Raw genomic sequence first — 15,352 nt, forward strand, 5'->3', positions numbered from 1 at the left:
AATAGTCCTTGCTTTTCTATATTTTCACTAACTTTGTTTCCACATTAAAACGTTTAATTATGTCATTCAGAATAGAAAAAGACACGATGGGCGAAGTTCAAGTGCCTGCAGATAAATACTGGGGAGCACAGACAGAACGTTCACGCAACAACTTTAAGATTGGCCCTGCGGCGTCCATGCCAAAAGAAATTATTGAAGGTTTTGCTTATTTGAAAAAAGCAGCAGCTTACGCGAATCATGAGCTTGGTGTTTTACCGATTGAAAAGCGCGACGCTATTGCAGCAGTATGCGATGAGATTCTAGCGGGTAAGTTGGACGATCAATTCCCATTGGTTATTTGGCAAACAGGCTCCGGGACACAGTCTAACATGAATGTGAACGAAGTTGTAGCCAACCGTGCTCAAGTTCTTGCTGGAGGCAAAATAGGCGAAGGTGAGCCTGTATTGAAAGCAAACGATGATGTCAACAAATCGCAATCATCCAATGATACATTCCCTACAGGGATGCACATCGCGGCCTATAAAGCGGTGGTTGAAGTAACCATCCCTGGTGTAGAAAAACTACGCGATACGCTCAAGCGTAAATCAGAGGAATTTATGCAAGTCGTTAAGATTGGTCGTACCCACCTTATGGATGCAACTCCACTGACATTAGGTCAAGAGCTTTCTGGTTACGTTGCACAATTAAATCATGGAATTAGGGCTGTTAAAAACACCTTGTCCCACTTATCCGAAGTGGCATTGGGAGGTACAGCAGTAGGTACGGGATTGAATACCCCAAAGGGATATGATGTTGTCGTGGCCAAATATATTGCCGAATTCACAGGTCTTCCGTTCGTGACGGCAGAAAATAAATTTGAAGCATTAGCAGCGCATGACGCTATCGTAGAAACACATGGTGCATTAAAACAACTTGCGGTAGCTTTAAATAAAATTTCAAACGATATCCGCATGATGGCCTCTGGCCCTCGTTCTGGAATTGGCGAAATTTTAATTCCTGAAAATGAACCGGGTTCATCGATCATGCCAGGAAAAGTAAACCCAACACAGTGCGAAGCTTTAACAATGGTTGCTGCGCAGGTAATGGGGAATGATGTTGCTATCACCATTGGTGGCACACAAGGTCATTATGAGCTGAATGTTTTCAAACCAGTAATGGCAGCAAACTTCTTACAGTCGGCCCGTTTGATCGGGGATGCTTGTGTCTCTTTTGAGGAGCACTGTGCGATCGGGATTGAGCCAAACTACCAACGCATTAAAGAACTGGTAGACAACTCCTTGATGCTCGTTACTGCGCTTAACACTAAAATTGGTTATTACAAAGCAGCAGAAATAGCACAAACGGCACACAAAAATAATTCGACATTAAAAGAAACAGCTATAGCATTGGGCTATGTCACAGCTGAACAATTTGATGAATGGGTGAAACCAGAAGAAATGGTAGGAAGCTTAAAATAAATAAGTGATCAATTTATCAAAGAAAAATATCTTTCAAAAGGCATGCTTAGCACTGTTGCTAGGCATGCTTTTTACTACGTCTGCCTGTGTTCGCCACTCGGAAATGCAAACCGAGGGTGCCGACTTCTTACAGGGCGTATGGGTACAAGACAGTATCCCACACCAAGCGCAGATGATGGACTATACGCTTCATGAATTTAAATTCACTTGTGACTCCATCTATACCGTGATGAAAGTTCATGCCAAAACCCAACGTATCCCCGACAGTTGTTACAAGGATGGGAATTGGACAGAATATGCCAAAGGGGTTTATGTAATGCGCGGTGATAGTTTAATTGGTGAAGGGATTTACACTAAACCAAATGGGAAATATAAAGCTTCAGGTTGCTACAAGACCGGAACGTATCTTCCGCGCTATCGCGTAGCCTATCACAGCAAGGATTCCCTCGTGTTGGAAAGCCGCTATGATCAGCGCCCATTGGTCCTCCGCAAGACCCAAGATATTACATGTGTACCCAAAAGACGTTGGGAAGATTAGATTAATGGACTTCGTTTTCGCGCAGTATACGTAGAAAATTAAGTCCCATAATCTTGGCAACATCTTCTTTACTGTATCCTCGCTTCAACAGAGCATCCGTTAACACAGGAAATTTAGAAACATCATTCAACTGCTGTGGAGCGGACTCTATGCCGTCATAATCGGAGCCAACAGCCACATGATCTATCCCAACCTTCTGAACTAAATAGTCTATATGTTCCAGTAGCTTTTCTAGCGGCGCATCTGCCTGCTGTTTTATGCTCGCTGGCAGTTTCTCATATTGCCGTGTACCAGATAGTTTGTAATTTCCTTTCGCCCCGAAATGCTGACGATATAGCTTTTCAACCCTAGCATTGAATCCCGGATCCAGGAAACCAGAGTAGAAATTAACCCCCACAACCCCACCATTTTTCTTTAAGGCCTCCAGCTGCGCATCTTTTAAGTTACGATAGTGCGGCATCAGCGCATACGCATTACTGTGTGACACCAAAATAGGTTTGGACGTTACCGCCAACACATCATAAAAAGTTCGTTCCCCACCGTGAGAAAGATCGACCATCATCCCCAATTCATTCATCTTCCGAATAATTTCTTTACCGTGCTCCGTCAATCCTTTTCCCTGATCCGATTTCGTTTTTACTTCAATCGCTGCGGCCGTAGCCCACGGCAAGTTATAATTCCAGGTCAGGGTTAAATAACGAGCACCACGGCGATACAATGCCTCTAGGTTTTCTAATGAGCTCTCGATCATATTGCCGCCTTCCACCCCAATAAGCGCCACGATTTTACCAGTCTTCAAAATCTGCTGGACATCATCTGCTGACTTCGCGATCGCGATCTCTCCTTCATTTTGCTTAACCATCTTTTCCAGTGCATCGATCTGCGCATTTGCATGCTTGAAAGCCTTTCCTTTTGGAAATTTTTTATCATCGGACCACACCGCAAACACCTGTACATCAACGCCTCCTTCGCGTAAACGTGGCAAGTCCGTATGTCCAACTTTCATGCGTTTCCCAATATCGCGCCCCGGGAGGATCGATTCATAAATCACATCGTTATGCCCATCGACCACGATCAAGCTTTTGTGGAAATCCATGTTGGTCTGTCCATGCCCATAGCCCCCACAAAAGGCCAGCGCAGCTAATAATAAGACTCCTTTACCGTTTGCTCTCATTGATTGTTTCATAAATAGCATCTTGAATACGGCTACGTACATTTAATTCTAACAACCGGGTCGATACCTCCGGGTGTACTCTATTCGATAAAAAGATATAAACCAATTGATTTTTAGGGTCAACCCATAAACAGGTACCCGTATAACCGGTATGACCATACACACTACTATTTGCCAGCTTTGATGGATATTCCTTCGTTACGTCAGCATCCGCGCGATCAAAACCTAGCCCCCGACGACTTGTCTTCGACTGTTTCGATGTAAAAAGATCGACAGTCTCAGGCTTGAAATACCGAACGCCACCGTATGTACCTCGGTTCAATAGCAATTGTCCATAGATTGCCAAATCGTTCGCCGTAGCAAATAATCCCGCATGTCCTGCAACCCCACCTGCCATAGCAGCCCCTTGATCGTGTACATAACCTTCCAACAATCCTTTACGAAAAGTACTATCATACTCCGTCGGCACGATCTGTTCTTTATCGAAACGTTTTCTCGGGTTATACCCCGCAGTCTTCATGCCAATTGGTCGATACAAAAACTCTTGAATATATTCATCCATAGGGGTGGCTGTTTCATGCTCTGCAACCTCCTTCATTACATACATGCTGATATCACTGTAGACATAATTTCCAGCGGGCTTAACCGGGGAATTAAGCATCTCTGGCCACATTACATCCCGATAATAGTTATTGACCAGGTATGCATTGTCGGCGACTTTTACTTGGTGCTGCGCATCTTCAGTCGATTGGATATCCCCAGCCTTCAAACTTTTATAGAAAGGAATATAGGGGGTAAATCCAGCCTCATGCAGTAACACCGTTCGCAGTGGAATGTCCTTTTTGTTGGTGTTTTTTGCTTGCCATAGATAATCACCCATCGTTTTGTCTAGGTCAATGACTTTCTCTTCTTGCAAATGCATGATAACAGGAGTTGTTCCCACAATCTTACTCACCGACGCCAAATCAAAAATATCAGTTGTTTTCGTTGGCGTTGTTTGCGCATAAGTATGTGAACCATATGCTTTGTTAAAAATGACCTCTCCATCTTTCACAGCCATCACGACCATCCCTGGCGTGGCTTTCTTTGCCATCGCCTCCGCAGCAATTGCATCAATCTTTGCGGTCATCTTATCAATCTGAAGACCACGCTGGGAAGCATCAGCATAACCTATCCGTGTTTGACTCGTGCGATTCTTACCTTCCGTAATTGCCGCTCCCCCGAAAATTGACATCGCCGCCTCCCGTTGGTTGGCTGTTGTTGGTGCTCCCGACCACATTTCGGTTACGCGTGGATTATGATCTGTTTTAGCAAGCATATTACCCGTCGACTTATCGGCAAAGCGAAGTAAAATGACGTTCTTTTTGTTTACCGCCGATTGCTGCGCCATAAGCAAAAGGTCATTGCGCAACTCATCCGAACTACCGGCTACTATAATCGTGTTGTAGTATTTTGTGTGTTCATCATACCCATTAAAATCAAAACTAGCCACCTCTGCATATTGTTGCAGTGTCTCAATAAGGGATTGATAGCGTGCTGGGAATGGGGTTACTACCGCTATCCGAAGGTTATCTAACCGCTTGAAAGGAAGCAGGCTATTTTGATTACTCACTAAAACCGTGTGATTGGTAGGTATAGATTTCTGTTGCGCATACAACGAGTGACCGGTGATCACACTACTTAAAAGCACTGCTTGAAGGCATATCGAATTGAATTTCATAATTTGTGACAGTTTGCTTCTGTAAACTTAGGTAAAGTAATACGCAAATCCAATGTGTTACAGATCAAAGAGGTTGTTTTTTATCGTAAAGAATCTGATATAATGCAACAAAACGCATAGTTGATCTAATTTTCATCGACCTAGATTTTCTATGGATTGGAGGCCAAAGGAGGGTGCTGACTGGTGTCAATGAATACGAGCCGACATAGCGGGATACGAGCCACAGGCCTACCTGCGGTAGGCAGGCTCGCACCAGTGTCACGACAAGCCAGTGTAACCACTCTTCAGTATAACGACGTACCTTGTGTAATGACGCGCTGTAAAAGCAGAAAACTAACGGTAGAGCGGAGAAATTTCATTAAGTTTGACGTATGCCGGAGCAAATACAAGATAGAACAATATTTTCCCTGCTGGAAGTAACGCGCAGCATTCAAAAAACGCTTGCCGATCGCTATCAGAGTCTATATTGGATTAAAGCGGAAATGAACAAGCTCAATCATTATACGCACTCGGGCCATTGCTATCCGGAACTTGTTGAAAAGAAAGAGGGTAAGGTTGTTGCCGAGATTCGTTCCGTTTTATGGAAAGCAGATTATCAACGCATCAATCAACAATTTTTAAAACTCCTGAACGAACCCTTGCGCGAGGGTATTACAATACTGTTTCAGGCTGGTATTTCTTATGATCCCCTTTATGGTTTAAGCCTTAAGATTGTAGATATTGACCCGACCTTTGTATTGGGAGAACTCGAAAAAGAGAAAATAGAAAGTATCCGAAGGCTACAGGAAGAAGGAATCTATGATGCCAATAAAAAGCTGCCCTTTCCGACAGTACCAAAGCGACTCGCCATTGTCTCGGTAGAAACCAGTAAAGGTTTATCCGATTTTTTTAAGATTATACAGGCTAATCCCTGGGGCTATCGGTTTGAAAGCACCTTATTCCCGGCTCTACTGCAGGGCGACAAGTCTGTTCCTTCCATCATCAAGCAGCTCGCCGTGATAGCAGAGCAAACCGAAGCATTTGATGCTGTCGCCATTATTAGGGGCGGAGGTGGCGAGGTTGGTCTTTCCTCGTACAACAATTACCTGCTGGCACGTGCTATTGCTATTTTTCCAATCCCGGTTTTAACCGGAATTGGTCATTCCACCAACGAAACAGTAAGCGAAATGGTCGCCTACAAAAATGCAATCACCCCCAGTGAGCTGGCCGACTTTCTGATTCAAAAATTTCATAATTTTGCTATTCCTGTGGATCAAGCACAACGACGCATGGTGCGCGCCTGCCAGGCTATATTTACCCAACAGGAAGCGCAGCTGCAGCACTTCAGTCAACAAATATCGTGGTCCGGAAAATCAATTTTCATGACCCAACGCAACAAAATAGATAATATACAAAGTCACCTACAACTCTTCAGCCGTCAACTCCTCAAGGAGCATTATGCAGAAATTGAAAATGCCAGTCGGCTGGTTAATCTGGCTAGCCCAAAACAAATCTTACGCCGTGGATTTAGTATCACCCGCGTCGCTGGGAAAGCCATAACCGATGTCAACGAAGTGCCCGATGGCGCGACAGTAGAAACCGAATTGCTCCATGGTACAATTCACAGTACGACCCAATCTAAAACGTAAAACAATATAAATAGACAAGATGAGCGCTAAAATAACCTATAACGACGCATTCACAGAGCTGCAACAGATTGTTTCAGATATTGAAAACGGAGATATTAATATTGATGCATTAGGCGAAAAAATACGCCGGGCGTCGGAGCTAATCACCGTTTGTAAAGCAAAACTCACAGCCTCCGAAGAAGAAGTAGAGAAGCTCCTTGCAAAGCTGGAGGAGGAGACACCTTCTTCGGATGCGGGGTAAAAGAGACAACATCTAGTTTTTTATTTAAAAAGTTGAATTTATGACTCTTCTGTCCTATTCTTCCACCTACTATTCCGTATTTTTGCATTAAAATAGAGACCATGAAAAAAATTATCGCAATAGCGCTAACAGTAATTTCGTTTTCCACTGTTTCCGCACAAAAAGTAGAGCGTAAGCCTCTACCAAAAGATGTACAGATCAAACTAGCCTTACAGGCTGCTCCTGAAGATTTACGCCCTGGGGCCAAAGTATACGGCTACGACGAAAATGGCAAGTTTGTTGTCTTGCAAGAACCGACGAACAACAGCAAAATGGTTTGCCTTGCTCCCGACTATAAAATGGCAACCTATTATTCCTATGCCTACCCACAATCTATGGATGAGTTTATGGAAAGAGGGCGTCAACTGATAGCAGAGGGTAAACGCAAACAACGGGATGAAATCCGGGAACAAGAGTTTAAAGCTGGTAAGTTAAAAATCCCACAAACACCAACAATTCTATATGGTTATTGGGGAGAAGCATCGAATGTCAATACAGAGACCGGTGAGATAAAAGATGCGAAACGTCGCTATGTAATCTACATGCCTTTCGCTAAAGCGGAAGATATTGGCTTATCCAGCAAGCATAACAACATCGGTATGCCTTGGTTAATGGATGAAGGAGGATATAAAGCACACATCATGATTACCCCTCCATTGGAGCATAATCACGGCGGTCATTAAAATAAAAAAGCCGAATCTTAACGATTCGGCTTTTTTATTAGGAATGCTTTTTAGAAGAAACACGCTTCTTTGTCTTCAGCGCTTCTTTCTTAACAGCTTCTATATCGTTTGCACGACTCAAGATCGTATCGCAAGCAGCGATAATCTCTGGTCTTCGTACAGAAATGCTAAACCACCCCATGACCTCCAATGCTGTTTTACGTACCTCTTCCGAATCGGCTTCATTAATAGCGATTGCGGTCAAGGCAGGAATCATTGCATGATTTCTATATAAACGCAAGGAATTGATTTCACTCAAACGGTCCTTGTCCAATTTAGTTACATCCGTGATAATAGCTAAAGCCGCTGCCGTCTTCTTCGCGTGGTAATCTATATCCTGATCCAATTTATTGGCCACCGTATCACCGTGTACCAAGGCTTTATTATTACGAATCAATTCATTTACCGCATCGTGTGCCAACGCCGGATTCAAGAACTGTAAATTCCAACGAGTACGATAGCTTACGCGTTCTGAATGCGGATCAGAAACATAGAAAGAAATTTGATCTTTCACAAAATCGTCTCCTCCAAAATCAGCTAAATCGTACGCGACCCGACGACGGATATACTCGTATGAATCTCCTTTTGCAGCATGCAAAACTTCAAAATAATTCTTGTCCTCAAAATTACGTAAAAGCTGAAAAGCTTCCATCCGCACGGTCTCATAAGAAGAGTCAAAGTAATAGGTTTTTAGCAGATTCGAAGCCTCGTCCTTCGGCAACAAACGACTTAAGTACACCAAAGATAACGCTTGTAAATCGGCATCATTCGTCTTTAATAAGGTCTTCCAATAACCTGCATCATTCGTTTTAGTAGCAAGCGCTTCATTCAATGCCGCCTTACGTGTTGAACTGAATGCGAAGGTCGGATCACCTAAGATATGTGTCTCCAAATAAGCAATCTGCTTTACCCAATGCCCAACGCGTGCGCCATGCTGCAAAATCCCCATCAATTCCGCTGGCCACAAATCTTGCAACACCCCGACCGAATTAGCCACGGCAACAATATTCTCATTTGTGGAGAAAGGATAATAACCGGCGATATAATTCTCCAGTTGAAAAGAGCCCGTCAAACAGGAATTTAGATACACCAAACGCGCTTGGATTCCACCATCTTTTATATCATGGATCTGCATATCCATATTATCATTATAGATCGAATCGCTGGCAATAGAAGCTTCCGAAAATGCCGCTTCAAACCATTTATCATTGACGCCTAATGACGCTTGAAAATCAGACTTAACCTTCTCTAAGTCCCGTCCATCTTCCTTAGCCGACCGCATTTTAGAGCGTAAATAACGTGCAACGTTTTGCATTGACGGTTGGGGCGACGATACATCTGGATAACCATTCAACAACTGTAATGTAGGCGTCCCATGTCCCGTCATATAGGCAAAGTCAATTCCTGGGCGTTTCAACTCCGTCAACAAATTGAACTTCATAAACTCTGAATTCCTGTAGTTTAAAAACTTCATGGAGTTTCCCGGCTTAAATAAGTTTGGAAACTGAGATTTCAAAGCCAGTGCTTCCCCAGAAACAGCATTAATAGCATTCGAGTTATAGCCATGTCCCGTGGAGGCAATCATATCCGTTAACGGATTATCCTCACCACGAAGACGTACCACCTTATGCAGGTAATCTTTGATTTTTACTTTCGGGTCCTCTCCCGCCAAAACAGGTGGTTTGATACGAGCGGAATAGATATCCATCTCGATAAACTGTTGCGAAGCAGCATTCAAGCTGTAGTAAAAATATTGTTCCCTTCCTTTTGCCGTATCCTGACGGATGAAATCAAAATTAAGGTCAAAGTCATCATAAAAACGGTCAGATGGCACAGACGACTTGTCCCAACGAATCTTTTGGTTCATCTTGAATGCCGAAGTTAAAAACTGCGCATCACGAATCATAGGGATTGGAATTTCTCCAATAAACACAGCGCCTTCGAGTTTTGCCTCTTTTTGTGTATACAACTTAGACAACTCCGCCTTAACCTGATCCGGGGAACGCCATTGCTCCACCAAAATATACGTCCCTAACCCTTCTTTTTCAACCGCCTTTTTATAGGCATCCACCTCCGCCTTTGCATATTGATACGTTCCTTTATCAATTACAATAGCAAAACTCGTCGCCGATTTAATACCAGGCTTCTGAATCTCCTGCGCTTGTACGGTCACTTTGCCAAAAGCGAAAATTGCGAAGGCCAGTGACCACATTTTTTTGTTTCTCATGAGTACATGTTATCTAAGTAGCGTAGCTTTTCAGCTGCGACAAAGTTAAAAGGAAAAAATGCCAATTGCGAGCTGTCCGTTCATTCGTGACATACTTTTTGCAAAATACGCATTCCCTTCGGTCGGTTTTAAATATCCACCGCTAGCTTTAATATAAAACTGGGTTCCCGATTTAGCCGTCGGCTTAAACACATATTGGACCGCAGCATTGATCTGCCAAAAATCAGTTGACATAAAGGCATTCGTAGGATAAAGAATTTCCTTCGCTATAAAATTTGTCGAATAGGCTTTCTCTTCATAGTTGAAAATCGTTTTAAAAGCATCTGAATAACCCACGCCAGCATGCAACACAAGGCCGGACTGATCCGCTGAGGTGAAATATTTATCAAAATCGACCTCATACTGCATCCGGTCTACAGTTTGCTGACTTCGGTTGCTGGCATACCGGTTGTCCCATCCATGATATTGTGCTTTTGCTCCCGCTTTCCACGACAGCTTATCCCCTTTTAACCGGCCAAACTGATACCGTAATGCTGTCTGGGTTACCAAATTGGTATTCAGTACTGCCGAGAACAAGGTCACATAGTTTCGTGTAATCGGATCCTGATATTGATGAAACTCTTCATTTTCTATATCGGTCTGAATCCATTCTGCACGCAGTTGATGAATTCCGGATGTTGTCGTTTGGCTTAAATCCGCTTGGAAGCCATATCTCTTATACCGATGTTCCCCTGCATTTTTAGGATAAGTCGATCCGTCCGTTGCTTTTTCGGTATGCTGCTGAAAAAAGCCTTCTAGATGACTACGAAACCCTCCGTTTGCGTAACTGTAATTTAATCCTCCACCAAAACGATTCCCCGCGTAACGACGAATAATGTCTGCACTCGACAAAAAGATTGCTGAACTTCCTTCATACTCTCCGAGCCCTAACAGCTTATATAAGTTGTGAGCAACATTATAATTTACATTGGTGATTTTCACATCTTCACCCAAATAATTATAACTACCAAAAAGCCCAAGGATATTTCGATCGTTAATCTTGTAGGCAACAGAAGGGATCAATTCCAGATCGTTTTGTGTATTTTCTGGACGTGGGTCACGTTGTCTTGCACCTGTATTTACCGCATATTTCAAGCCCAACCCCACGGCAACACGATCTTTAAAAAACGGAGATGCGACTTTTACCTCTAGTCCATAACGTTGTTTATTCCAATCACCCTGCAGAGAATCCATCAAGATATACGGATTCAATCGTAAAGGATCCAACTGACTGGTATGTGGTACATCCTTTTCTATACCTGTACGCAGGTCAAATCGACCATACAACTTCCAGCCTTTAAATTCCTGGTACCGTTTAGAGCTGAAGTCGAAGTAATGACTTTGTGCCGCCAATAAAGGATGCTTGAAATCACCATCCTCGACCATATAACTCACCGTTGATTCACCAATATTCGAAGTGCGCACCGTCTGTAGTAAAGCCGAATTACGGCTATCTATACTTACTTCTTGGAGCACCATCTTATCCAACACCTGCTTTCCCTCTTGCGCCATAGCGGCCCCTGTTACCCCAGTTAAGAGCAAGCCTAATACTATTCTTCTGTTCATTGCTGTTAATTCCATTTACGTGGTGAAGGGGTATTGTTAATTTCAAAATCCAGAGACGAGTTATTGGTATCTTGGAAGATCGTCTGTCCGCCAATCACCTGCTTTACTTTCCGGCGTACTGATTTTCCACTATAGATCGCTCCCGTAGTCGTCATCCCGGCATCTACCGAAATAGGTAGACGCTTCTTATCGGCAGCAACGTTAGCATTTGGCACACAGTCTACCCCATCAATAATGACTCCCACAGGAACAGACTTATATTGTGTGTTACCTGTAGCGTTCGGCTCCCGGGCAACTGGCCATTTTGCAAAATCCTTACCCTCGAAAATCACAATTCCTCCACCATTAGAACCTGGCAACCAATCAAACCCAGCTGTAGTACTTGCGTATGCGTGAAAGAGATTTGGTACATCCGGGTTATCGGTATCTCGATTCGTGTACGGCCAATAGGTCTCAAAATTGGAAATACCTTTCCCTAAATTAACCGGTGAGTTCGGATTTCCTTTTGGATCGTCCCTGTGATTGATCGCATTCATCGATATAATAAACGACTCTCCTGGTGCTAAAGCGTGGTCTTTGCCTGAACCAGGAATCATCCATACTTGTGCCAAATAAACCGAGTCTGTCTTGGACAGAAAACCATGAGCAGACGTGCTTCCTGCCTTCGTATTCCCCATATACATACTATCAAGGTAAACCGTTTCGTTCGAGTTGTTGTATATCTCCAAAAACAAATCATAGAAATAAACACTCGGTACACCACTATAATAGTACTCCCGTATAACCAAACTACCGGCTTGGCTCACTTTCAAGGGTACACTGACCGCCCGCGTACTTGTTTCCACCAATAGTGGGGCTATGCTCGCATTCACAAAAGATTCTTGTGCGTGTCCAATCAGTTCTTCTGATTCCGCCGCCGTATAGCTACGAGACGCGGCAAGAGAATAGGTTCCCGGAATCAGATTCAACGCCAACTTACCCTCCACATCAGAAACCAACTGGCGCACTTCGCCGGTCACATTATTCTTAAGTTGAATATTTACCTTTTCCGGCACAGCGCCTTCCTTAAAACTCTCCGGAAAAACCAATTGAAAAACAACCGGCACGCTATCCACCACTTCAAATTCCTTTCTACAACTGGCCAGCATCAGCTGCGACAGTCCCAAAAGTATAAAACATATCTTTTTCATCTATTTCTTATTTTTCTACTTGCCATTCGGCAGTGTATCGTCTGATTAAAACTTAAAGGTTAACTCGCTACCAAAAAAGATCGGAATATTTCTCTTCTCATATTGATCCGGATAACGTGTACTGCTTCTCAATGGCCGACTGTTGGTGATATTATTCACATAAAATGAAAAACCATAGTTTTTGCCGAACTCTTTCGTCAACTTCATATTAAATAGCCACAGCGGTTTCCAGGACTCTTCTTTGTAATAGTTATCCGCAATGCTGAGATAAATACCTGATGTTTCTGGAATGGCAGCAATCTCAGCGGGTGTCAATTCAACAATATTACCAGCACCACCCTCTACCATTGGGATAACTGCATAGGGACGGCTCGTGTAATTCAAGTATCTATTTTTATCCATCCATACTGTCTGTGCCGTCAAACTCACAATCAAACGTAACTCAGGGATATGATGGATGGCACGGATTGTACTTACAAACTGTTCATACTCCTTACCTCGATTTTCGAAGACACCAAGTCTGTTATACGCTTCACCTGCGACACGACGTGCATACACTAAAGGCGTATTATCCATACGTTTGGTATACATGTAGGCGCCATTCACCGTAAATGAGGTACGAATAGCTTCCACACGACCAAAATCTACATCAAACTCAAAACCTCTGTTCGTAATGTTAACATTATTGCCCGGGCGCTTGTAATCCGTTACATACAAAGAGTCTTTGACTACAGGGCTCAGTTCCGGTTTCTTACCCGCCTCTTGTGATAATACCGTATACATAGGCACGGTTGCAAAATTGTATTGATCGAACATGCTATAACCGTTCTTCGTATGCTCGTTGTAATACGTTAAAGAGACCCGTTTGTTCTTCAAGAATCGGTAGTCCAACCCGACTTCCGCTTTCTTAGATTTTGCAATTTGGAGGTCCCTATTTTCGGTAGAAAACACACGTGTAGTCATCAAAGCGAGACTCTCTGCCGGGTTTTCTTTGTAGTAGTTTAAGCTAAAAATATCGGCATAAGCATTTTCAGGATACAAGTAAATCAGTCCTGGAGCTTTCGCACTATGTCCGTAGCCCCCACGAATATTTAAACCATCAATCAAGGTATAAGAAGCATTGATCCGTGGTGAAAAAGCATATTTACTATTATCGGCAAAAGGCTGAATATTATCATAACGAAGTCCGGCCACAATACTCAATTCTCTGTTGAATAAATTGGCAGACACCTTATCTTCCAAGTAAAAAGACAACTGCTGCATCGCTGGAATATCATTAAAAGAACGTGGCCTTGTCGCGATATTACCAAGCGCTGCTGGAGGAGCCATCGGATCAAAAGTCTTACCAACGCCGAAATTCTTATCCAAACTATACTGTCCACCGACAACAATCCCGTGACGCACAGCGCCCGTTGAGAAATAAAAATTATCCGAAACTTTAGCCTGCACATTAAGCGGCTTACCATCGATCCACAGTTTGGCCAAATAATTAGATGGCAAATAGGGAACTTCATTGGTTCCATTCTCCAGCGCACTGGAAACGGCAGAAATCTGTCCGTTCGTCATCCCCTGCTGGAATCCATGCTGTATTCCATATTGTGCAGAAAGCACATAGTTTATGTTTCGCGCAAAACGTTTATCAATATTCCACCGACCGTTCGTCGAAAAGCGTAAATCATAATTCTCCGCCCGCTTTAGCTCTTGTTGTATAATTAAATCCTGATCAATTCGGCTGTTATCAAAATACCCCCCAAAGCTCAGATTCGTATTCGTATATAGATTTTTATTCCGGCCTACAGTATGGGTATATTGCAAGGATGTGTTTATTCGCTGATAAGATTCTGAAGTTTGGATTTGCTTGTCAGACGCATGCGTATAGTCCACATCCACGAACAAAGCACCTCCGTTCTTTCCGGTACTAAAGCCCTGACCCAACCAAGCCTGGCGCATGGTCGGATTCAATCTGAATTTTGCTTGCAAGGGTTCCACGGCAGCTTTAGTCTTCACATCCAATATTCCCGATGTAAGGTCACCGTATTCAACCGAAGGAATTCCTCGGATCACCTCTACTGACTCCACATTATCCGCCGAGAGTTGACGTAGATCTGTTCCCATCCCCGTTGAATTGGAAAAGTTAGAAAGCACACCCCCTCGAGCGGTATTTGCCGCCTGGAGATCGGCATTATTGGACAGTTGAGCACCATTAATAATGACCGCAGTTCCCATTGCAGCAACATTGTCGCCATTGACATCCCCCATCTGACGGATCAGCGGTTTATTGACGCCCGAAAAAGATGGATTCCCAATTTTTTGCCCAGGCAACAGTTGCAAAAGCTCCCCGAGGTTGGTCGCCTGAAGGTGTTCAATAGCCTGTCGTGAGATATAAGTTGAAGTAGCCCCTTTTACGTTGGATACCTGCCCGACAACCTGGATATCTTCGAGGGCAATAGAATTTTCGATTAGCGCAATTTCTACCGGCTTAGCACCCGTTATTGCCTTCACCTCGATCGGTTTCATGCCCGTATATTGTACCTGTAAAGTATAATTTCCTACAGGCACATTAGGAAACACAAAAGTTCCTTCAGCATCCGTCATCGCAAAGAGTTCTAATTCTTTTAATCGAACGGTTGCACCACGAACAGGCTTCCCCTGGTGTATAACCTTACCCGATACTTTTTGCTGCTCTTGTTGTTGTACGGTAATATATTCTAAAGAACGTCCTTTTGCCGCAGCCGAAAAAGGCAAGTACAACCCTGTACCGATCGCAATGACCACTAATATTCTATTCATTTTCAACGAAGATTGGCTACA

General features: G+C 43.4%; 11 protein-coding genes. 5 read left to right on the top strand and 6 right to left on the bottom strand.

Annotated features, from left to right (window positions below):
* Window positions 1-59 precede the first annotated feature (59 nt).
* Both fumC and E2P86_RS17375 read left to right on the top strand, forming a co-directional pair.
* Window positions 60-1,457 (top strand): class II fumarate hydratase, encoded by a 1,398-nt coding sequence (gene fumC, locus E2P86_RS17370; protein ID WP_085473585.1) that lies wholly within the window; start codon window positions 60-62, stop codon window positions 1,455-1,457.
* A gap of 4 nt (window positions 1,458-1,461) precedes the next feature.
* Window positions 1,462-1,995, top strand: a complete 534-nt coding sequence (locus E2P86_RS17375; RefSeq protein WP_134433872.1) for a fumarate hydratase — start codon at window positions 1,462-1,464, stop codon at window positions 1,993-1,995.
* 1 nt (window position 1,996) lies between these two features.
* Here the strand turns inward: E2P86_RS17375 and E2P86_RS17380 are convergent, their stop codons facing one another.
* Both E2P86_RS17380 and E2P86_RS17385 read right to left on the bottom strand, forming a co-directional pair.
* Complete coding sequence (locus tag E2P86_RS17380) at window positions 1,997-3,181, bottom strand: dipeptidase (RefSeq protein ID WP_240775538.1); 1,185 nt, start codon at window positions 3,179-3,181, stop codon at window positions 1,997-1,999.
* A complete protein-coding gene (locus E2P86_RS17385; RefSeq protein ID WP_134433873.1) occupies window positions 3,153-4,889 on the bottom strand; it encodes a serine hydrolase domain-containing protein in 1,737 nt (578 codons plus the stop codon). The genes E2P86_RS17380 and E2P86_RS17385 overlap by 29 nt, the downstream gene beginning before the upstream one ends.
* A 371-nt stretch (window positions 4,890-5,260) precedes the next feature.
* Here E2P86_RS17385 and xseA point away from each other — a divergent pair, with 371 nt between their 5' ends.
* The 3 genes from xseA (at window position 5,261) to E2P86_RS17400 (ending at window position 7,480) form a co-directional block, all read left to right on the top strand.
* Window positions 5,261-6,517, top strand: coding sequence for an exodeoxyribonuclease VII large subunit (xseA, locus tag E2P86_RS17390; protein WP_134433874.1), 1,257 nt, complete (start codon window positions 5,261-5,263; stop codon window positions 6,515-6,517).
* 19 nt (window positions 6,518-6,536) lie between these two features.
* Complete coding sequence (gene xseB, locus E2P86_RS17395; protein ID WP_134433875.1) at window positions 6,537-6,758, top strand: exodeoxyribonuclease VII small subunit; 222 nt, start codon at window positions 6,537-6,539, stop codon at window positions 6,756-6,758.
* 101 nt (window positions 6,759-6,859) lie between these two features.
* Window positions 6,860-7,480 carry a hypothetical protein gene (locus E2P86_RS17400; RefSeq protein WP_085473580.1) on the top strand — a complete coding sequence of 207 codons (621 nt, stop codon included), beginning with the start codon at window positions 6,860-6,862 and terminating at the stop codon, window positions 7,478-7,480.
* A gap of 37 nt (window positions 7,481-7,517) precedes the next feature.
* Here E2P86_RS17400 and E2P86_RS17405 read toward each other — a convergent pair whose 3' ends face one another.
* From E2P86_RS17405 to E2P86_RS17420, 4 genes are read right to left on the bottom strand one after another with little or no spacing between them, the layout of a single operon-like run.
* A complete protein-coding gene (locus E2P86_RS17405) occupies window positions 7,518-9,746 on the bottom strand; it encodes a hypothetical protein (RefSeq protein WP_134433876.1) in 2,229 nt (742 codons plus the stop codon).
* A gap of 45 nt (window positions 9,747-9,791) precedes the next feature.
* Window positions 9,792-11,366 (bottom strand): DUF6850 family outer membrane beta-barrel protein, encoded by a 1,575-nt coding sequence (locus tag E2P86_RS17410; protein ID WP_166785218.1) that lies wholly within the window; start codon window positions 11,364-11,366, stop codon window positions 9,792-9,794.
* Complete coding sequence (locus tag E2P86_RS17415) at window positions 11,357-12,541, bottom strand: DUF4876 domain-containing protein (protein ID WP_085473577.1); 1,185 nt, start codon at window positions 12,539-12,541, stop codon at window positions 11,357-11,359. The genes E2P86_RS17410 and E2P86_RS17415 overlap by 10 nt, the downstream gene beginning before the upstream one ends.
* A 45-nt stretch (window positions 12,542-12,586) precedes the next feature.
* On the bottom strand, window positions 12,587-15,331 hold the full coding sequence (locus tag E2P86_RS17420; RefSeq protein WP_134433878.1) for a TonB-dependent receptor: 2,745 nt from the start codon (window positions 15,329-15,331) through the stop codon (window positions 12,587-12,589).
* Window positions 15,332-15,352 lie beyond the last annotated feature (21 nt).

The organism is Sphingobacterium psychroaquaticum, from assembly GCF_004421025.1.
Lineage (GTDB): Bacteria > Bacteroidota > Bacteroidia > Sphingobacteriales > Sphingobacteriaceae > Sphingobacterium > Sphingobacterium psychroaquaticum.